The following is an 18,493-nucleotide window of genomic DNA, read 5'->3' as shown; positions in this document are numbered from 1 at the left end:
TTGGTGAGCTCGTTCTGCGTGGCGGTGGAACCTCCGCGGCCTTCTCGCCGGGATCGATTCCTGATGCACGTCCGAGCGAAATCGCGGTCCTCGCGAGGAGTTCGCTGAGAACCCGCAGCCGTGCCGGTGTCCGGGCGGTCGCCGCTGACAGGACGCCACGAACGACCCGGGGGAACGCCGGAGCGGAAGTTCGAAGGACGCGCTCCGGGGCTCCGCGGGGCCGCACGAGGAGAACGCCCCACCCGGCGGGCCGGATGGGGCGTTCGCGGTCGCGGGGTCGGTCAGGCGCCGAATCCCTTGACGATGTTGGTGAACTCGTACGGCGCCTGCTCGATGCTGCTGCACGTCGGGGAGACCGCGCCGCCGGGGCAGCTCCCGTTGTCGCGGCCCGCCGACCAGAACGACAGCAGCCCGATCTGGTTCGCGTTGGCCCAGTCCAGCAGCTGGCGGGCGTTGTCCGGGGTGAAGATGTTGCCGTTGTAGTTGCGGCCGATCATCGGGGTCACGCCGAGGCGGGCCTTCAGGTCGGCGTCGCTGAGGTCCGGCCAGATCTCCTTCATCTGCTTCAGCACGCTCTCGGAGGCCGCGATCACCGCGTCACCCCAGGGCTTGGTGGAGCCGAACTCCATGGCCATCGGGTTCACCAGCACGTCGACCCCGTGCTTCGCGGCGCTCTGCAGCACCTGCAGCGAGTACGGGTCGAGCCCGGTGTCGTCGCTCTGCACGCGCAGCGTGTAGCTGACCTTCGTGCCGCGCTCGGCCTGCAACTTCGCCAGCGCCTCGTTGGCGACGTCCTCCGGGATGGTCGCCTCGACGTCGACGTCGAGGTGGTTGCTGCCGGTGACGTCGAGGATCTGCTTGTAGGCGCCGAGGAGTTCGTCCGCGCTGCCGCACACGCTCTCCAGGTACGGGCCCATCGCGCCGCCGGTGGCGACGATGACGTCCCCGCCCTGCGCGCGGAGCTCGTCGATCTGGCCGACGATGCTCGGGTCGTCCAGCGCCTTCTCGCCGCCCCACATGGGGGTGCACCCGGCGGCGCTGCCGAGCACGAAGGCGAGCGTGAAGTTCTTCTGCCCGGTGGCGGTCGCGACCTCGGCGAGCGTGGGCTTGTCCTGGGTGATGTCGATGTACGGCGCGACCTTCATCTCCGCGGCCGGTGCCTGCGGCGCGGGAGGTGCGGCCGGGGCCGGTTCGGCGGCGCCCGCGGAGACCGCGGACAGCGGGAGCACCGTGGTGGCGGCGATCGCGGCCACCAGCTTGGACAGGGGTTTCATCTGCGATTCTCCTGGTTTCACTGGTATTCGGCGAAGATCTGGGTGAACTCGTACGGCTGCTGCTCGACGCTGCTGCACTTGCCGTCGGCCCAGCCGCCGTCCTCGGTGCAGACCCGGTCCCGGTTCATCGACCAGTACGAGAGCCTGCCGAGCTGGTGCTGCTTCGCGTAGTCGAGCACCGCGCGGAAGGTGTCCTGGGTGAACAGCTCGCTGGGCTGGTCGGTGTGCCCGTTCATGAGGATGACGCCGGTGCGCGCGTAGGCGGCGGCGTCGTCGAGCTCGGGGTGCAGTTCGCGGATCTGCTCGTGGACCGCCTCGGCCACGCCGATCGCGCTGTTGGCCATGTCGTCGGCGGGGCCGCCGTAGTCGAAGTCCATGACCTTGTACAGGTCGATCTCGGCGCCGATGTCCTTGGCGCGCTGGATCTCCGCCTTGCCCGCGTCGTTGAGCCCGATGGTGGTGGTCGGCAGCGTCAGCGTGACGTGCAGCTCGGGGTTGTTCTGCTTGAGCGTCTTGATCGCCTCGAAGCGCTTGGTCTCGCCCGGCACGTCGCCGAGGTCGTCGCCTTCGACGTCGAGGTCGATGTGGGTGAGCCCGTACTTGTCGATCACTTGCTGGTAGGCGCCCGCGAGCGAGGCGGAGTCCGGGCAGGCGGCACCGAGGTCGATGCCGTTGTAACCGCCGAAGGACACCGACAGGTCGCCACCCGCCGCGCGCACGGCGTCGGCCTTCGCCTTGACCGCGGTGTCGGTCTCGACCTCCTGGCCCGGTTTGCCGTCCCAGGTGGGGGTGCAGCTACCGGCGTCGGGTGCGAGCACGAAGGCGAAGATGTAGTCCTTCTGGCCGCTGGCCTCGATCGCCTCGGTGATGTCCTGCGGGGCGTTGTCCAGCGGCATGTAGTACGGCGCGGAGCGGAGTTCGCCGGGCGCGGCCTCGGCCGCGGGGCCGCCGGTGAACGGCAGCACCAGCAGGCCGGCCGCCAGCGCCGCCCATCGGATCGGTTTCGTCGTCAAGGGTGTTCTCCTCTACCCGCCCGGTCCGGGGACCGGTGTGGTGTGGTCAGGAGATCCCGGAACGCGCCGCGCTCGGTCCGGGTTCTGCTGCGGACGGGTCGGCGCGACGTGTTCGGCGCCGCTGCCGACGGGCGGCAAACCTATGTGGACCCGATCACGGCGTCAATGGGTCTAGACCTTTTTCGCCAAGCTCTGCCCGGAGATTCCGCCATCGTGCGGTACGTGGAGTCGTCCTTGTGCAGGATTGCGGAATCGGCGATTCGGGAAGAACGGGCCGCGCCCCCGTGGTGCCGGATTGCCCGGCCGGCGCGTTGACGCGGCGTGGTCGTGCTCCCTCCTCGTCGAAAGAGCCGCGAATTTCATTCGTGGCGCCTGATTCGCGGACGCCGAATGGCAATTCTGGGAAAGGGGCGGTCTTCGTCCGGTCCGTGGAACTCGACGAGCGGCGCGAACCGACGCCGATCCATACGTCCACGATGGACATCAGGAATAGCGGTGGAGCGGTCAGAACCGCCGGTTCGCCGCGACGGCGCCGCCGTCGACGAGGAGGTCCGCGCCCGTGATGAACGAGGCCGCCGGGCCGAGCAGGAAGGCCGCCGCGTCGGCGATGTCGGTGGTGGTGCCGATCCGCCCGGTGCCCGACGCGTCGATCATGGTGCGCATCCGGTCGCCGTGCTCGCTGGCCAACTCCTGGCGCGCCATCGGCGTGGAGATGACTCCGGGGCTGATGCTGTTGATCCGGGCGCCGCGCGCGCCCCAGGCCGTCGCGGCGGCCTGCACGTGCAGCTGGTTGGCCCGCTTGGACAGCGGATACGCGGCTTCCGGACTGGCGACGGCCGCCACGACGGGCAGGTCCAGGAGTTCCTCGACCGGTGTCACGGCGAGTGCCCGCTCGTCCTCGGCGCTGAGGCGGGAGAAGTGGCCGGACATGCTGGAGATCACGACCCCGGCACCGCCCGCCGCGACGACCCGTTCGAACTCCGCCAGCACGAACGCGGTCCCGAGGAGGTCGACGGCGAGGATGACGTTCGCGGCGGCCTGGATGGGGGAGACGCCCGCCGTGTGCACGACGCGGGTGACCGGGCCGAGCCCGTCGGCGAGCGCCGCCACCGACGCGACCGAGGCGCGATCCGCGACGTCCACCTCCACCGCGGTCACGTCGAAACCTTCGTCGCGGAGCACGTCGGCGAACCGCCCGAGGGGCGCGGTGTCGAAGTCGGCCAGGACGAGCCTGCGTCCGCAGCCCTCGCGGCGTGCGATGGCCTGGCCCATGCCGCCCGTTCCGATCACGACCGCTACTTCGCGGGCGGGCTGCTCGTAGGTGGGGGACATGGGACTCCTCGCAGTTCAAGCTCGTCGGACGTTGCCCGAACCGGCTCGTGCCGGTTGATCAGCCACCACGCTAACACCTAGATCAGCTGACTGACTTAAAGCTTGACCAGGTGCGGGCAGTCGCTCCTCGACCGGAACGCCCGTCGTCCTCGGTCGAGGAGCGGTGCGGGACCGCTACACCGAGCCCAGGTCCGCCGACAACCAGTGCTCCGGGCGCATGTAGATCGCCACGTGCTCGCCGAGCTGGGTCCGCTCGTACTCCGCGAACTCGGCGGCCTGCTGCGGCGGCAGGTAGCGCCGCGCCATCTCGAGGGAGCGCTCCGGAGTGCCCGCTTCGGTCCGGACGACCGGTCCTTCCACCGAGACGTAGCGGATCGTCGGTGTCGTCCGCTGCACCATCAGGCTGAACCGGCCCGCGGCGCGGATCGCCCGCGCCTTCCGCGACTCCGGACCCGTGCTGATCCACAGCTCGCCGCCGGGGGAGTACTGGTACCAGATCGGCACCGTCAGCGGCGCTCGATCGGACGTCCACGCCACCGCGAGCGCCCCGATGTGCGGTTCGGCGAGGAATTGCTCTCGTTCCTGTGCAGACAAGGCCATGGCACGGAAGGTAGCGGCGGGCACCGACGACCGCGCGATCCGCGAACCGGAAGGGCGGGCGCCCCGCCGTGCCCGCGCACCGGTCGAGGAGGATGGGGGCATGGTCGAGCAGAGCATGTGGATGCGGAAGGTGGCGGCCGACCCCGGGCACTCCGCCTGGTACGTCGAGCGGATCCGCGGCATGGCGCGGGCCGGTGACGACCTCGCGGGCGAGGCCCGGATGGTGGACGCGATGGTCTCCCGCGGCGCGCGCGTCCTCGACGCGGGCTGCGGCCCCGGCCGGGTCGGGTCCGAGCTGGCCGCGGCGGGGCACGAGGTCGTCGGAGTCGACGTCGACCCGGAGCTGATCGCCGCCGCCGAGCACGATCACCCCGGCCCGCGCTGGCTCGTCGGTGACCTGGCCGAGCTGGACCTCCCGGCGCGCGGCGTCACCGAGCCGTTCGACGTGGTCGTGTGCGCCGGGAACGTGCTGCCTTTCTGCGCGCCGAGCACGCGCGTCGCGGTGCTGCGGCGGTTCCGCGAACACCTCGCGCCGCAGGGGCGCGTCGCGGTCGGATTCGGCGCCGGGCGGGGGTACGGGTTCGACGAGTTCTTCGCGGACGCGGCGGATTCCGGCTTGGCGGTCGAGCTGAAGCTGTCCACTTGGGACCTGCGTCCGCTCAACGCGGATTCCGAGTTCCTCGTCTCGCTGCTGAGCCGCGGATGACGCGACGCGGGTGACTGTCGGTGGGGATGGGTAGAACTGCTCATGCGGTCGAAACCGTCCCGCCGGGATAGTGGAGATCGGTTCCAGCGATCGTCTTCCAGGAGGTCTCCCATGCACGGCTCGCAGCGCTCTTGGGCCGCGGCATTCCACCGGTACCTGTTCAACCCGGCGGGACTGGGTTACCTGACGGTGGTGTCCGCGGTGTGGCTGTGGACCGCGGGGGACGCGTTGCTGGTCGACCGGGCCGACGCCAGCCTCGCCGGAATCTGGGGCTTCCTGGTCACGGCGCCGACCTCGCTGGTGTTCGTCCAGCTGGAGGGGCCGCTGCTGTGGGCCGGTGTCGCGTTCGCCGCCGTCTTCCAAGCACTGCTGCTCGGCATCGCCTACTGCGGAACCCCGAGCGAGTCGCGCCGCGGCGTGTGACCGCTCACGCGCTTTCCGAGTCGCGCCAGAAGAGTTCCGCGAGCCGGTCGACGGTGCTCTGCATCTTGTGCAGGGCTTCGGGAATGCGGGCGCGGCCGAAGCGGCTCCGGGGACCGTTGAGGGTGAGGATCGCCACCAAGGTCCCGGCGCTGTCCCGGATGGGGCGCGACAGCGAGAGCAGCTCGGGTTCGAGCTCGTTGTCGATGGTCGCGAAGCCCTGCTCCCGGACCTGCCCGAGTTCCGTGAGCAGCGCCGCCCGGTCGGTGATGGTGTGCGGGGTGAAGGCCTCGAGTTCCTCGGGCAGCGTGCGGCACAGCTGATCGGCCGACTGCTCGGCCAGCAGGACCTTGCCGGTGGAGCTCGCGTGCATCGGGTAGTGCCTGCCGACCATGTTCTGCGACAGGACGCCGACCACGTGCGAGCCCGCGGCTTCGGCGACCAGGTCCAGGCCGTCCTGCGCGTTCGGGATGGACAGCGTCACCGACTCGTTGAACTCGTCCGCCAGCTCCTGCAGCAGCGGCTGCGCGTGCGCCACCAGGCCCGCGTACGGGTCCGCGTTGCGGCCGAGCCGCGCCAGTTCCCAGCCGAGGACGTAGTTGGTGTCGATGCGGTCGACGAGACCGCCCTGTTCGAGGCTGTGCAGCAGCCGGAACGCCGTCGGCCTGCTCAGTCCCGCCGCTTTCGCGAGCGTGGTGACGGTGGCCCCGGTCCGCGGTTGAGCGGCCAGTTCGCGGAGCAACCGGACGGCTTTGGTCACCGATTTGTTGACCATCCCCGATTGCTCGGGTGCCTCGCCCATCCGTTTCCGCCTCCTGCCGCGCGGAGCGCTTCCGGCCCCTGAACCTGCCGCGGCACCACCCTAACAGTCGCGTTCACAAAGTGGACGCGTGCTGCTGGGGGTGGCCGGTCGTGCGGGACGGGTCACCGGTGCTGGGGGCGAACCGCCCCGAGTGCGTGCGGGGTCGCGGGGTCGCGCTATAAACCCGTGCGGCAATGCCGGGCGTGGCCGGTTCGAAGTCCTCCACGCGGGAAGGAAACGAGCCGGTGACCTCCAACTCGGTAGCGGACACCACGCGCAGCTCGATCGACAGGAAGCGATTCCTGATCAGGCTGACCATCGTCGTCGCCGGCGGGATGTTCATCGACGGCTACGTCCTGGGCATCGTCGGCACCGTGATCGGCACCATCACCACCGACCTGGACATGTCCGTCTACGGCGAGGGGCTGATCGGGGCCGCGGCGCTGATCGGCATCTTCGCGGGCGGGCCGTTGGGCGGCTGGGCCGCGGACAAGTTCGGCCGCAAGCCGATGTTCACGATCGACCTGGCCATGTTCGTCGTCGGCTCGGTGCTGCAGTTCTTCGTCGATTCGAGCTGGCAGCTGTTCGTCGTGCGGTTGCTGATGGGAGTGGCGATCGGCGCCGAGTACTCGATCAGCTGGCCGCTGATGGCGGAGTTCGCGCCCGCGCGGTTGCGCGGCCGGTGCCTGTCGTTCGCGGAAGTGGCCTGGTACATCGGATTCGTGGTCGCCTTCGTGGTCGGTTTCGCGCTGACGGCGCTGGACGCGGATTGGCGGGTGATCCTCGGGACGAGCACCGTCCCGGCCGTGATCCTGTTCCTCGGCAGGCTGGGCGTGCCGGAGTCGCCGCGCTGGTTGATGAGCAAGGGCCGCATCGAGGAGGCCCGGCGGATCGCGGACACCTGGATCGAGGACGAGGCGGACCGCGCCGACATCACCGGGGAGCAGCAGCGCCAGGGCACGTTCCGGATGCTGTTCTCGCCGCAGTACTGGCGGGCCACCACGTTCATCTCGGTGTTCTGGTTCTGCACCGTGACGCCGTACTTCGCCATCGCCACGTTCTCCGCCAGCGTCCTGTCGCACTACGGCCTCGGCGAGGACGGCCTCGTCGGAGCCATCGGCGTCAACGGAGTCGCGCTGCTCGGTGTCGTCGTGTCCTGCCTGCTCATCGAACGGATCGGGCGCCGCAAGCTGACGATCCCGCAGCAGTGGGTGTGCGCGGTGGTGCTCGTCGTCATCGCGCTGTGGGGGTCGGCGCCACCGCTGATCGTCCTGGGCTGCTTCCTGGTCTTCGCCTTCGCCAACGCGATGTGCACCGCGCTCACCGGCGTCTACCCCGGCGAGGTGCTGCCCACCGAGCTGCGCGGCATCGGAACGGGATTCGGGACCGCGATCAGCCGCGTCGGCGCCGCCATCGGCACCTTCCTGTTCCCCTGGTCCATGCAGGACCTCGGTGCGGGCACGACGATGCTCGTCGCGGCCGGGATCTGCGTGGTGGGTGCCTTGGTGTCGCAGGCGCTGGCACCGGAGACCGCCGGGCGCACCCTGACCGAGATCTCCGCGGCGGGCGAGCGGTAGCGGCCAGGGCGCTCGACGTCGCACGTCGAGCGCCCTGCCGTCCGATCAAGCCGCGCTGCTCGTGGCCTTCCGGGCACGGCCGCGTGCGGAGCGGTACGTCAGCTTCCGCAGCAGCGTCTCCGCCGGGCCGCGGATGCCCGCGCGGTCGAGCGCGTGCGCCACGACGACGGTCAGCAGCCAGGTGCCGACGCCGACGCACAGCGCCGACCAGCTCGACAGCTGCGCGCCGAGGGCGAATCCCCATGCCGAGAGCACCGGCACGAAGACCACCGATTGCGCCAGGTAGCCGCTGAGCGAACGCCGCCCCAGCGAGACCAGCGCGCGCACGGGCAGCGGCGGAGTCGCGCCGCGCGCCGCGAACCGGTGCGCGATGAGGCCGAACAGGGCCGCGTAACCGACTCCGGCGAAGATGCCCGTGTAGAAGTGCACCATCCCGAACGCCGCAGGGTTGGGCAGGTCGAGCACGCCGATGTGCACGAGCGCCTGCACGGCACCGGCGCCCCAGCCGACGGCGATGCCGATGATGGCGGTTCCGCGCAGCAGCGGGAGGTGGCGCGACGGCTCTTCGAGCACGCGGTGCCGCGACGCCAGCAGGCCGATGAGGAACGCCGCCGGCAGCACGAGCGTGGCGATGCCCGTGAGCAGGCCGGGCGCCCAGGCGGTCAAGCGCAGCAGCATCGAAGCGACGTAGTCGCCTTCGGCGACCGCGAGCCGCTGCAGGTTCGGTGTCGGCGCGACGCCTCCGGCGGGGAGCATCGTCATGGCGGCGCTGAACGCGGCGCCGAGACCCAGCAGGACGCCGATCCAGATCTTCAGGGTGCGGTCGCGGCGCTTGAAGAACAGCGGCACGAGCAGGAATCCCATCAGGCCGTAGGTGCCGAGGATGTCGCCCTGCCACAGCAGCACGGCGTGCACCAGGCCGAATCCGACCATCCACAGGTGCCGGGTCCGCAGCAGCCTCCGCGCGTCCCGTTCCGAGGTGCCGCCGGAGATCTGCCGCGCGTGGAGCTGCCCGATGCCGTAGGCGAACAGGAACGCGAACATCGTGTGCGTGCGGGCGTCGACCACGATGATCGTGAACGCTTGCGCGATCCGGTCGGCCGCACCGCCATCGGCCGGGTGCATCAGCGTGACGCCGATGGTCGCGGTGAACAGGAACCACGGGGTGTGCGCCAGGGCGATGAGCAGCAGCATCATGCCGCGAGCGAGGTCCGGCGCGAGCGCTCGATCGTGCAGCGGCGTCGGCTGCGCGGGCGCTGCGGCACCGGATGCGGGCAAGGGCGGAGTGGTCGTGGTGGACACGGGAACGGGCTCCTCTCAAGGGTGGATCCGCCCATGGAAGCCCGTGCCCTCACGGCATGCTCAAGTCTCGGCTTTCCGGAGTCTTCGCGCAGCGATCCGGGAATCTCCGGCCGCGGCCCGAGCGCACGGCGCTGTTCGGCCTGGTCGTCGGCAGGATTCGAGTCGAAGTCGCTGCGAGGGCTGGAGAGCCGACGCGGCGCGGGCGTCACAGCGAGGTTCGGTCGGTTGATCTTGGGTGGTCGACGGGGGTACCGCTGCGGAGGCGTCCGGCGAGCGCGCGGTGGCGCCACGGCGCCGTGGAGTCGTAGAGTCCCTCCTCTGTGTCCACAGTGGACATGAGGACGCCGGGTTCGTCGCGCCGGAGCTGCCCGACGCGAACACCGTCGGCGCGGACGAAGAACGCGGGCCACAGGCTCTCCGGCGCGGACGAGTGGGGGCAGCTGATCCACATGTGGTTGCTCGCGGCCACCGCCGTCATGGCGGCGGGCATGGTGATTCCGGGATAGGTGAACGTCGCCGCCGGGTTGAACCGCTCGTGCTCGGGGCCGATCGCGGCTCCGATGGCCGCGACCCGCTCCGGCGCCGCGTTCCCGGTGTGGAAGGAGTGGAACAGCAGCCGCACCCCTCGCTTCGCGTACTCCCGGTGCAGCTCGGGGAACCGGTAGTCGTAGCAGATCAGGGCGCCGCACATCACGCCCTTGATCTCCCACGCGCTGCCGTGGTCCCCAGGGCTGTAGTGGGCGAGGTCGCCGGTGCGCCCTTCGGCGTCCCCGGAGCAGAAGCGCTTGTCGTAGCGGTCCACGATCCGGCCGCGATCGTCGATCACGTACAGGCTGTTGTGCGGCTCGATGTCGTCACCGAGCCGGTGCACGGAGCCGAGCACGACCCAGATGCCCAGCTCGCGAGCCACGTCCAGCACGTGGCGGGTCGCGGATCGCAGGCCCTCCCAGTCGAACCCGTCGAACGAGCCGAAGTCGCAGCCCGCGTAACCCGACAGCGCTCCCTCGGGGAAGTGGGCGACGTCGGCGCCCCGCCGCCGCGCCGTCCGCAACTGGCCGACGACGTCGCGGAGGTTGGCGGAGACGTCCTCGCTCACCGCGAACTGGCACGTAGCCACGCTGATCGCCACCATCCGCCCATGGTGCCCGCATCGGCAGCTCGACTCAGCTCGATTTCCGCGCATCGGGGCGGCGACGGCGTCACCGGGGCCTGGCGTGGTCGACCACGTGCCCGGCCGGACGACGCCGAGCGGGACCGGTCCGCCGCGCGAACCGTGATCATCGTCGCGATCCCGGGGGCGGTGGTGGTGCTCTGGGGGATGGTGTGCGGCGTTATGGTGCCGGTGGCGCTCCGCGGTGGACGAGCAGACCGCGGGCCGGATCATCGGACCGGGCAGGGCCACCCCGAAGGAAGGCGTGACGATGAGCGATCGCGAGTTCGACGTTGTTGTGTTCGGTGCCAGCGGATTCGTGGGCCGGCTCACCGCGTTGTACCTGGCCGAGCACGCACCGGCCGGGACCAAGATCGCTTTGGCCGGGCGCAGCGAGAGCAAGCTGGCGCGAGTGCGCGGGGAGCTGCCCGCCCCCGCCGCCGAGTGGCCGCTGATCATCGCCGACACGAACGACGCCGCCACCCTCGAGGAGATGGCGGGCCGGACTCGGGTCGTGTGCACCACGGTGGGGCCCTACCTGCGCTACGGCGAAGGGCTCGTCGCCGCGTGCGCGGAGGCCGGCACCGACTACGTCGACCTCACCGGCGAGGTGCCGTTCGTCCGCCGGTGCATCGACGAGTTCGCCGACCGGGCCACCGCCAACGGCGCCCGCATCGTCCACTCCTGCGGGTTCGACTCCGTTCCCTCGGACCTCGGCACGTACGTGCTGCACAAGAAGATCCAGGAAGACGGCACCGGTGAGATGACCGGCACCACCATGGTCGTGCGCAAGCTCCGCGGCGGTGTGAGCGGCGGGACGATCGACTCGATGCGGGTGATCGCGCAGCAGGCAGCGGACCCCGCCGTCCGGCGCGTCCTGGGCAACCCGCACGCGCTGTCGACGGGCCCCGGTGAGCGCGCCCGCGTCAAGCGCTCCGAAGAGCCCGGAGACATGGCGCTGGTCGACGCGTCCAAGGTCGACCCCGGACTCGGCGGGACCCTCGCCCCGTTCTTCATGGCCAGCCACAACACCCGCATCGTGCGCCGCTCCAACGCCCTGCTCGACGGTGCCTACGGCAGCGACTTCCACTACGGCGAGACCATGGCCGTCGGCCGGACGCCGGTGGTCTCGACGGCCGTCGCCGGTGCGGTCAGCGCCGGAACGGCCTTGTTCCTCGGAGCCATGTCGATCAAGCCGGTGCGCTCGGTGCTCGACCGGATCCTGCCGAAGGCGGGGGAGGGGCCGAGCGAGCAGACCCGCGAACGAGGGCACTTCACCACCGAGACGTACACGACCACGACGACCGGTGCCCGCTACCGCTCGCGGTTCCGCGCCCAGGGCGACCCCGGGTACAAGGCGACCGCGGTGATGCTCGGCGAAAGCGCGCTGTCCCTGGCGCTGCACCGCGACGCGCTCCCCGAACGAGCAGGGGTGCTCACCCCGGCCACCGCGATGGGCGACGTGCTCGTCGACCGGCTCCGCGCGGCCGGAGTCGACCTCGACGTCGAGCGGGTCGGCTAGGCCCGGCAGGGTTCCCGGTTTCCGCGCGCGGCCTGCATCGGGCCAGCGCGGGAACCGGTCAGCCGTGGCGGATCTTGAGCCATTCGAGCTTGTCCTGCTCGCGGCGCGGCAGCCCGCCGACGACCAGGTCGTAGGAGTCCTCGATCATGTCCCGGACGAGTGGATCCGGCACGGCGTCGTTGACGACGACCGTGTTCCAGTGGCGCTTGTTCAGGTGGTAACCGGGGCCGACGGCGCTCGGGTAGCTCGTGCGCAGGGACACCGCCAGGTCCGGCTCGCACTTGAGGCTCACCCGCAGCGGCTCCGCGTCGAGCCTGCTGATCGCGAAGAGCTTCCCGGCGACCTTGAAGACGCTGTTGGACTCGTCGAACGGGAATTCCTCCCGCGCGCCGGGCATGGCCAGGCACGCGGCTTTGAGGTCGTGGGGCGTCATGTCGCGAGGGTAGGCGGCACCCCCGACGGTGGGAGCCCGTCGCCCGGCGCGGGTGCGCGACCGGACGACGGGTGTTCAGCGGACGTCGCCGGTCGCGACGTCGAGGGCGGTCCACGCGAGCGCGGTGGCGGCGTCCAAGAGGGCCTTCTCGGCGTCACCGCCGACGCAGTGGGCGGCGAACTCCGGCTGGTGGTTCAGCGCCGGAAGCGAGCCGATCCCGACGTAGGGGTGGATCGCGGGCACCAGCTGGGAAACGTTGCCCATGTCGGTGGAAGCGCGGTTCATCCGCCGCGCCACCGGGTCCCGGCCGAAGGTGCGGCCGAGCTCCTCGGCGTTGCGGACGTAGGCGTCGAGGGCCGGCCGGTAGGTGCGGAACTCCGAGTACGGCTTGCTCTCCGGCGTGACCTCGAGCGAGCTCCCGGTGGCCAGGGCACCCGCCTCGAAGCAGCGCCACACCTTCTGCTCGGTCTCGGCCAGCTGCGCCGAGTCCTCGGCCCGGACGTACCAGCGTCCTTCGGTGCGGGCGGGGATCGCGTTGGGAGCCTCCCCGCCGTTGGTCATCACGCCGTGGACGCGCACGGTGTGCGGCAACTGCTGGCGCAGCAAGCCGATCGCGACCTGGGCGATGGTGAAGGCGTCGGCGGCGTTGACGCCCTGCTCGGGGTAGGCCGCGGCGTGGGACGCCTTGCCCTGGAAGGCCACGTGCGAGTGCGACACGGCGAACGGTTCCGCCTCCGCGACGTCGACGGGAGCCGGGTGCGCCATCATCGCCAGGTCGAGCCCGGCGAACGCCCCGCGCTCCAGCAGTTCGACCTTGCCGCCACCGCCCTCCTCGGCGGGAGTGCCGTAGACCTCGATGGTGAGCCCGGCGGCGTCCGCGAGCGGCGCCAAGGCGCGCGCCGCGCCCGCGGTGATGGCCGCGATCAGGTTGTGCCCGCACGCGTGCCCGAGGCCGGGCAGGGCGTCGTACTCCGCGCAGAGCCCGAGGCGGAAGGGGCCGCTGCCGAAGGTCGCCAGGAACGCGGTGTCCAACCCCAGGTACGCGGGCGTGATCGTGAAGCCCGACTCCTGCAAGGACTCGGCCACCCAGCGCGCCGAGCGGTGCTCCTGCCACGCCGTTTCCGGGTGGGCGTGGAGCTGCTCGGAGAGCCGGATGAGCCGTTCGGCATCACCGGCGACGGTGTCGGCGGCACGCTTCTTGGCCGCGTCGACCCCGGCCATCACTCGTCCCCGGGGACGCCGTACGACGGCGCGGAAGCGGGATTGAGCGCGCGGGTCACGTAGTCGTCGCGCTGGGGCAGCCAGCGGTCGAGCAGCGCCCGGAGGTCGACGATCGGGCTGTCGCTCCAGTCGACCCGCAGGTCGGTCTCGCGCCACGACACTTCGCGGACGACGGAGAGCCCGGCCGAGTGCACCGGTCCCGCCTCGCCACCGGCGGCGGAACCGGCTTCGAGCGCGCGGAGCAGGCGGTCTTCGAGCTCACCGCCCGAGCTCTCGAAGGAGTCGACGACGGCGTCGACGACCTCGGGCGAGCGCAGCATGTTCCCGGCGGCGACGACCCGCGCACCGACGCGATCCCGGTGCACGCCGAGGGATTCGGCTCCGGAGTGCGCGGCACCGCCGCCGTTCGGTTCGAGGACGGTGAGCTGGCGGTGCTCGATCAGCTCGTGGCCACCGACCACCGCGGCCAGCGCGTCGCGCGCCCCGGCGCCGGACTCCAGCGCGTCCAGGAGCGCGGATCCCAGCCGCGGGTCGGTGACGTTCTGCGAGGACGCCCCGCCCACGCCCGCGCGCAGGTGGATGCAGCGGGCGGCCACGGCGGGACTGGAGGAGGTCACGGCGATGCCGATGGCGCCGGTGCGATCGGTGCCCAGCACGGAGAACGTCATCGCGCACCTCCGGGGATGACGGCGATGGCGTCGACCTCGATCAGCCACTCGGGCCGCGCGAGCGCGGAGACCACCAGTCCGGTGGAGATCGGGTGCACGCCACGGGTCCAGCGCCCGACGACGCCGTAGACGGCTTCGCGGTAGCGCGGGTCGACGAGGTAGATCGTCAGCTTGACCAGGTGCTCCATCCGAGCCCCGGATTCCCGCAGGAGCATGTCGATGTTGGCCATGGCCCGCTCGGTCTGGGCCGCGACGTCGCCGACACCGACCGATTCGCTGGTGTCGAGGTCCTGCCCGATCTGCCCGCGCACGTAGACCGTGTTCCCGGCGACGACCGCCTGGCACAGGTCGTTGTCCAGATTCTGCTCGGGATAGGTGTCGCGGGTGTTGAAGGGGCGGATCCGCGTGTGCCCGCCGGCGACGATCGGGTCGTTCACCTGGTTCCCCTCGTTGGCGGAGGTCATCGGCTGCTCCTGGAGTGCTCGTCGGTCTCGGCGGACCGGTCGGGGGCGTGCTGGGAGAGGTAGCCCCGCTGGGTGGAGATGTGGTCGGCGACGTAGCGGGCGTCGTGCCACACGCCCCAGATGAAGCTCGACCCGCGGCGCGACAACCAGGGCAGGCCCAGGAAGTAGACGCCGGATTCGGCGGACACGCCGCGGCGCTGGTCGGGTCGGCCGTTCTCGTCGAACGCGTCGACCTGCAACCAGCCGTAGTCGGTGGCGAATCCGGTGGCCCAGACGATCGAGGTGACACCGGCCGCGGCCAGGTCGAGTTCGAGCAGGGGGTCGGTCGCGCAGTCCGGGGCGGGCCCGAGGACGTGCGCTTCCGGTTCCTCGGGCAGGTCGAGGCCGTTGCGCTCGACGTACTCGTCCGCGGCGCGCAGCAGGTCGAGGTACTTCGCGTCGCCGAGCGCGATGTTCGTGGCGAGGTCCGGCGCGAAGCGCAGCACCCCGCCGTCGCACGACGACGTCATGCCGACCAGCTCGATCCCCGCGTCCGAGAGGGCGCGGAAGTCCACGGTGCGTCCGCCCCGGGCTCCGCTGACCGCGATGGTCACGTGCTCGGCCCCCTGCGGAGGGGTGTCGGCGTCCCAGAACCCGAGCACGCCCAGCCACCAGCAGAAGTCCCGCCCGCGGTACCGGCGGGGAGGGCGGTCGTGCGGGCCGACCGAGAGGAACACGCGGCGACCGGATCGGCGCAGCTCCTCGGCGATCTGCACGCCCGACGAACCGGCTCCGACGACGAGGACCGCCCCTTCGGGCAGCTGGTCCGGGTTGCGGTACCCGCTCGAATGCACCTGCGCCGCGACGGCGCCGTCCGGCACGATCGGCGGGATCACGGGCCGCTGGAACGGTCCGGTCGCGGCCACCACGAAGCGCGCGTTGACGGCACCGTCCGAGGTCTCGACGCGGAATCCGGGCGCACCGGTGTTCTTGCGCACCGAGGTCACGTCGACACCGCACCGGATCGGTGCGTCGATCCGCTGCGCGTACTCGACGAAGTAGTCCGCGACCTCGTCCTTCGACGCGAAGGAATCGGGGGCCACCGCGGCGAATTCCAGCCCGGGGAAGCGGTCGTGCCACGCGGGCCCGTTGGCCACCAGGGAATCCCACCGCTGCGAACGCCACCGCTCGGCGATGCGGTCCCGTTCCAGGACGAGGTGCGGTACCCCGTGGGCGCCCAGGTGCTCGCTCATCGCCACACCGGCTTGGCCTGCCCCGACGACGACCACCTCGGTGTCTTCGATCGACATGTCAACCTCCGCTCCGGCGGTGGTCGGCCCGGCGTCGAGTTCACCGCGCCACCGCAGGAGAATCCTCGAACACCGCGGCACTTCCGTCCAACAGATGTTCTCGCTGCACTGGTTCGCTTTTTTCGATGTGGACGGTCGCGGCCGATCGGAGGACGGGCCGCAGGACGCGGACTTCCTCGTTGCGCGCCAGGACGAATCCGCCCGGATCCCCTACTGCGCGTCCACCGGGTCTCGTCGTCGTTCGAGAGGTGCGGGGGAGACGTCCTCCGGGCGCAGCAGGGCGTTGCCGGCGGTCTCCTTGAGCGACAGCGCGGCGATGAGGCCTCCCACCGCGAACACCATCATGTACGGGCCGGGCACGAGGGTGCTGCCGGTCGCGGAGATGAGCACGGTCATCACGTAGGGAACCGTCCCGGCGAACAGAGCGGCGGTGACGTTGTACGCGATGGACAGGCCGCTCTGGCGGGTGCGCGTCGGGAAGATCTCCGCCGACCACACCGCGTAGGTGCCGAGGATCGCGGCGAGGACCACTCCCAGCAGCAGACCCGCGACCCAGGTCCCGGCCGATCCGGTGCGCATGAGCAAGAACGCGGGCGTGGCCAGCACGAGCAGTGCCGCGCAGGCCCCGACGAACACCGGCTTGCGCCCGACGTGATCGGACAAGCGCCCGAACACCGGAACCAGCACCAGTCCCAGCAGCGAGATCGCGGTCGACAGCAGCGCGGCGCTGCCGTCCGAGTGCCCGAGGTGATCGGTCTCGTAGGTGACCAGGTAGGTCAGCACCACGTAGAACGGCACGTGCATGGCGGTCATCAGACCGGCGGCTTGGAGCAGTTCCCGCTTGTTGGCGCGCACGAGCTCTCGCGCCGGGCTGCGCGGGACGGTGTCGTTGGCTTCGAGCGCCCGGTACTCCGGAGTGTCCTCGATCTTGCTGCGGATGATGAAGCCGATGATGCCCAGCGGCGCGGAGACGAGGAACGGGATGCGCCAGCCCCACGAGGTCAGCTGCCCGTCGTCGAGCCCCACCGACAGCAGCAGGAACGTGAAGGAACCGGCCAGGAAACCCAGCAGCGAGCCGACTTCCAGCCAGCTGACGCCGAACCCGCGCCGCCGCCGGGGTGCGCTTTCGGCCAGGAAGCTCGCCGCGCTCCCGAATTCGCCCCCCGCGGCGAAGCCCTGGACCATCCGCAGGGCCACCAGCAGCACCGGTGCGGCGATGCCGATCGAGTCGTAGCCGGGGAGCAGTCCGATCCCCAGCGTCGCTCCGGACATCGTGAAGATGACCAGCGACAGGGTGCGCTTGCGGCCGATCTTGTCACCCAGCGGCCCGAACACGGCGGCACCGATGGGCCGGATGCCGAACGACACCGCGAACACGCCGAACACGGCGAGCAGCCCGGTCGTGCTGTTCTCGGCCGGGAAGAACACGGTGGCGACGGTCCCGGCGAGGTAGGCGTAGGCGGCCCAGTCGAACCAGTGCACGAACACGCCGACGGCTCCGGCCGCGACGCTCCGGCGCAGTGCGACCGCATCGGCGGCCACCTCGACCTCCGGCGTGGCGGGGTCGTTGTGCGAGGTGGGCATGCGCGCCTCCTTGGGGGAATCGTGCGTTCCCCCGACGTGATCGCCGGGTTGGTGGCCGACGACGGCGGGAGCGCAGTGGTGCGGAACAGGGTGACCCGGCGCGCGAAGATTCGTCCAATAGACGTTTCAGTTGTGGTGCAGCGGAAAAGCAGATGCGAACCGGTCCGGGGGCCGCGGCGCTGCCGCCGGGCGGGCGGGCCCGTCAGAAGGGGATCACGCGCAGCAGATCCATGACGGCCTGGGCGCGGGCGGTCTGGCGCACCCCGTTCACGGCGGTGATCGTCACTTCCAGCGGAGGGCGGTCGCCGCGCAGTTCGAGCGCCACGATCTCGCCGCCACCGTAGGTCTGGTCGGTCCGCGGTCGCTGGTTGAGCAGGGAGTACCCCAGCCCCTGCGCCACCAGCGAGCGCACGGTCTCGTAGCTCTGGCTGCGGTACCGCACGTCGGGCGCCGTGCCCGAGGTCGCCACGACGGCGCGGAAGTAGTCCCGGCTGTAGGGCAGGTCCAGCAGCACCATCGGGTCGGGCGCGAGCTCGGCGAGATCGACGGTCGTGCGGTCCGCGAGGCGATGACCGGCCGGGACGATGACGTAGGCCGGTGCCAGGGCGATGGTCTCGCGGTGCAGGTCGGTGTCGGTGGGCGCGCTCAGGTCGTAGGTGAGCGCGAAGTCGATGCCGCCGCTGCGCAGCGCCTGGTGCAGGTGCTCGGCTTCGGCCTCGACCACGTTCAGCTCGACGTCCGGGTGGTGCTGGTCGCAGGCCGCGAACAGGGCCGGGAGGTAGTACGGCGCGAGCGTCACGAAGCAGCCGATCGTCACCGGGCCCGACAGGGTGCCGCCGCTGCCGCGGGCTTCCGCCTCGACATCGCGAGCACGGGTCAGCAGGTCCCGTGCTTGGGCGAGCAGGCGTTCTCCGGCGGAGGTGAGGGTCAGCCCGCGCGCCCGATGCCGGATGAACAGCTGGAGGCGCAGCTCGTGCTCCAGGTTGGCGATGGCGGAGGAGACCGCCGACTGGGCGATGCGCAGCTCGTCGGCGGCGGCGGTCATCGAGCCGCGTTCGGCGGCGGCGATGAAGTAGCGGAGCTGGACGAGCGTGAAGCCGGGCGTGGTCATACCGACCCTCGAGGTGCTGGTTGCG

Annotated in this window: 18 protein-coding genes; 4 read left to right on the top strand and 14 right to left on the bottom strand. The window is 71.0% G+C overall.

Annotated elements, in window-relative coordinates:
• Nucleotides 1-281: 281 nt before the first annotated feature.
• The 4 genes from OOZ19_RS10715 to OOZ19_RS10700 form a co-directional block, all read right to left on the bottom strand.
• The gene (locus OOZ19_RS10715; protein WP_266089911.1) at nucleotides 282-1,274 is read right to left on the bottom strand and encodes a chitinase; all 993 of its coding nucleotides are present in this window, start codon (nucleotides 1,272-1,274) and stop codon (nucleotides 282-284) included.
• A 17-nt stretch (nucleotides 1,275-1,291) separates the two neighbouring features.
• Nucleotides 1,292-2,287, bottom strand: a complete 996-nt coding sequence (locus OOZ19_RS10710; RefSeq protein ID WP_266089910.1) for a chitinase — start codon at nucleotides 2,285-2,287, stop codon at nucleotides 1,292-1,294.
• Nucleotides 2,288-2,791: 504 nt separating this feature from the next.
• A complete protein-coding gene (locus OOZ19_RS10705) occupies nucleotides 2,792-3,619 on the bottom strand; it encodes an SDR family oxidoreductase (protein ID WP_266089909.1) in 828 nt (275 codons plus the stop codon).
• A gap of 174 nt (nucleotides 3,620-3,793) precedes the next feature.
• On the bottom strand, nucleotides 3,794-4,219 hold the full coding sequence (locus OOZ19_RS10700) for a pyridoxamine 5'-phosphate oxidase family protein (RefSeq protein ID WP_266089908.1): 426 nt from the start codon (nucleotides 4,217-4,219) through the stop codon (nucleotides 3,794-3,796).
• Nucleotides 4,220-4,319: 100 nt separating this feature from the next.
• Here OOZ19_RS10700 and OOZ19_RS10695 point away from each other — a divergent pair, with 100 nt between their 5' ends.
• Nucleotides 4,320-4,925 (top strand): class I SAM-dependent methyltransferase, encoded by a 606-nt coding sequence (locus OOZ19_RS10695; RefSeq protein ID WP_266089907.1) that lies wholly within the window; start codon nucleotides 4,320-4,322, stop codon nucleotides 4,923-4,925.
• A 111-nt stretch (nucleotides 4,926-5,036) separates the two neighbouring features.
• Nucleotides 5,037-5,348 (top strand): SCO4225 family membrane protein, encoded by a 312-nt coding sequence (locus OOZ19_RS10690; protein WP_266089906.1) that lies wholly within the window; start codon nucleotides 5,037-5,039, stop codon nucleotides 5,346-5,348.
• 4 nt (nucleotides 5,349-5,352) lie between these two features.
• On the opposite strand, the gene OOZ19_RS10685 is transcribed toward OOZ19_RS10690, so the two are convergent.
• Complete coding sequence (locus tag OOZ19_RS10685; RefSeq protein ID WP_266089905.1) at nucleotides 5,353-6,147, bottom strand: IclR family transcriptional regulator; 795 nt, start codon at nucleotides 6,145-6,147, stop codon at nucleotides 5,353-5,355.
• Nucleotides 6,148-6,392: 245 nt separating this feature from the next.
• Here OOZ19_RS10685 and OOZ19_RS10680 point away from each other — a divergent pair, with 245 nt between their 5' ends.
• On the top strand, nucleotides 6,393-7,724 hold the full coding sequence (locus OOZ19_RS10680) for an MFS transporter (protein ID WP_266089904.1): 1,332 nt from the start codon (nucleotides 6,393-6,395) through the stop codon (nucleotides 7,722-7,724).
• Between the two features lie 45 nt (nucleotides 7,725-7,769).
• Here OOZ19_RS10680 and OOZ19_RS10675 read toward each other — a convergent pair whose 3' ends face one another.
• Together OOZ19_RS10675 and OOZ19_RS10670 are read right to left on the bottom strand one after the other, a co-directional pair.
• Entirely contained in the window at nucleotides 7,770-9,026 is a 1,257-nt protein-coding gene (locus OOZ19_RS10675; RefSeq protein ID WP_266089903.1) for a DUF418 domain-containing protein, read from the bottom strand.
• A 205-nt stretch (nucleotides 9,027-9,231) separates the two neighbouring features.
• A complete protein-coding gene (locus OOZ19_RS10670) occupies nucleotides 9,232-10,158 on the bottom strand; it encodes a carbon-nitrogen hydrolase family protein (RefSeq protein WP_266089902.1) in 927 nt (308 codons plus the stop codon).
• Nucleotides 10,159-10,381: 223 nt separating this feature from the next.
• Between OOZ19_RS10670 and OOZ19_RS10665 the strand changes: the two genes are divergently transcribed.
• Nucleotides 10,382-11,698, top strand: coding sequence for a saccharopine dehydrogenase family protein (locus OOZ19_RS10665; protein ID WP_266089901.1), 1,317 nt, complete (start codon nucleotides 10,382-10,384; stop codon nucleotides 11,696-11,698).
• 58 nt (nucleotides 11,699-11,756) lie between these two features.
• Here OOZ19_RS10665 and OOZ19_RS10660 read toward each other — a convergent pair whose 3' ends face one another.
• From OOZ19_RS10660 to OOZ19_RS10630, 7 genes are all read right to left on the bottom strand, one after another.
• A complete protein-coding gene (locus tag OOZ19_RS10660) occupies nucleotides 11,757-12,131 on the bottom strand; it encodes an MmcQ/YjbR family DNA-binding protein (RefSeq protein ID WP_266089900.1) in 375 nt (124 codons plus the stop codon).
• 75 nt (nucleotides 12,132-12,206) lie between these two features.
• Entirely contained in the window at nucleotides 12,207-13,352 is a 1,146-nt protein-coding gene (locus OOZ19_RS10655; protein ID WP_266089899.1) for a M20 family metallopeptidase, read from the bottom strand.
• The gene (locus OOZ19_RS10650; protein ID WP_266089898.1) at nucleotides 13,352-14,020 is read right to left on the bottom strand and encodes a DUF1028 domain-containing protein; all 669 of its coding nucleotides are present in this window, start codon (nucleotides 14,018-14,020) and stop codon (nucleotides 13,352-13,354) included. The genes OOZ19_RS10655 and OOZ19_RS10650 overlap by 1 nt, the downstream gene beginning before the upstream one ends.
• The gene (locus OOZ19_RS10645; RefSeq protein WP_266089897.1) at nucleotides 14,017-14,484 is read right to left on the bottom strand and encodes a RidA family protein; all 468 of its coding nucleotides are present in this window, start codon (nucleotides 14,482-14,484) and stop codon (nucleotides 14,017-14,019) included. Before OOZ19_RS10645 ends, OOZ19_RS10650 begins: the two co-directional genes overlap by 4 nt.
• Nucleotides 14,481-15,773: a flavin-containing monooxygenase gene (locus OOZ19_RS10640; RefSeq protein ID WP_266089896.1), complete on the bottom strand. Its 1,293-nt coding sequence runs from the start codon at nucleotides 15,771-15,773 to the stop codon at nucleotides 14,481-14,483. The genes OOZ19_RS10645 and OOZ19_RS10640 overlap by 4 nt, the downstream gene beginning before the upstream one ends.
• A gap of 210 nt (nucleotides 15,774-15,983) precedes the next feature.
• Nucleotides 15,984-17,357, bottom strand: coding sequence for an MFS transporter (locus tag OOZ19_RS10635; RefSeq protein WP_266089895.1), 1,374 nt, complete (start codon nucleotides 17,355-17,357; stop codon nucleotides 15,984-15,986).
• Between the two features lie 202 nt (nucleotides 17,358-17,559).
• Nucleotides 17,560-18,468: a LysR family transcriptional regulator gene (locus OOZ19_RS10630; RefSeq protein WP_266089894.1), complete on the bottom strand. Its 909-nt coding sequence runs from the start codon at nucleotides 18,466-18,468 to the stop codon at nucleotides 17,560-17,562.
• Nucleotides 18,469-18,493: the final 25 nt, after the last annotated feature.

The organism is Saccharopolyspora sp. NFXS83 (assembly GCF_026241095.1).
Classification (GTDB): domain Bacteria; phylum Actinomycetota; class Actinomycetes; order Mycobacteriales; family Pseudonocardiaceae; genus Saccharopolyspora_C.
The sequence above is the reverse complement of the archived record's forward strand: the minus strand, read 5'-3'. Positions and strand labels throughout refer to the sequence as shown.

Coding starts and splice junctions, on each gene's coding strand:
- OOZ19_RS10685 (WP_266089905.1), bottom strand. CDS start 6,147: ATGGGCGAGGCACCCGAGCAATCGGGGATGGTCAACAAATCGGTGACC.
- OOZ19_RS10700 (WP_266089908.1), bottom strand. CDS start 4,219: ATGGCCTTGTCTGCACAGGAACGAGAGCAATTCCTCGCCGAACCGCAC.
- OOZ19_RS10640 (WP_266089896.1), bottom strand. CDS start 15,773: ATGTCGATCGAAGACACCGAGGTGGTCGTCGTCGGGGCAGGCCAAGCC.
- OOZ19_RS10645 (WP_266089897.1), bottom strand. CDS start 14,484: ATGACCTCCGCCAACGAGGGGAACCAGGTGAACGACCCGATCGTCGCC.
- OOZ19_RS10650 (WP_266089898.1), bottom strand. CDS start 14,020: ATGACGTTCTCCGTGCTGGGCACCGATCGCACCGGCGCCATCGGCATC.
- OOZ19_RS10630 (WP_266089894.1), bottom strand. CDS start 18,468: ATGACCACGCCCGGCTTCACGCTCGTCCAGCTCCGCTACTTCATCGCC.
- OOZ19_RS10670 (WP_266089902.1), bottom strand. CDS start 10,158: ATGGTGGCGATCAGCGTGGCTACGTGCCAGTTCGCGGTGAGCGAGGAC.
- OOZ19_RS10705 (WP_266089909.1), bottom strand. CDS start 3,619: ATGTCCCCCACCTACGAGCAGCCCGCCCGCGAAGTAGCGGTCGTGATC.
- OOZ19_RS10690 (WP_266089906.1), top strand. CDS start 5,037: ATGCACGGCTCGCAGCGCTCTTGGGCCGCGGCATTCCACCGGTACCTG.
- OOZ19_RS10715 (WP_266089911.1), bottom strand. CDS start 1,274: ATGAAACCCCTGTCCAAGCTGGTGGCCGCGATCGCCGCCACCACGGTG.
- OOZ19_RS10660 (WP_266089900.1), bottom strand. CDS start 12,131: ATGACGCCCCACGACCTCAAAGCCGCGTGCCTGGCCATGCCCGGCGCG.
- OOZ19_RS10695 (WP_266089907.1), top strand. CDS start 4,320: ATGGTCGAGCAGAGCATGTGGATGCGGAAGGTGGCGGCCGACCCCGGG.
- OOZ19_RS10655 (WP_266089899.1), bottom strand. CDS start 13,352: ATGGCCGGGGTCGACGCGGCCAAGAAGCGTGCCGCCGACACCGTCGCC.
- OOZ19_RS10635 (WP_266089895.1), bottom strand. CDS start 17,357: ATGCCCACCTCGCACAACGACCCCGCCACGCCGGAGGTCGAGGTGGCC.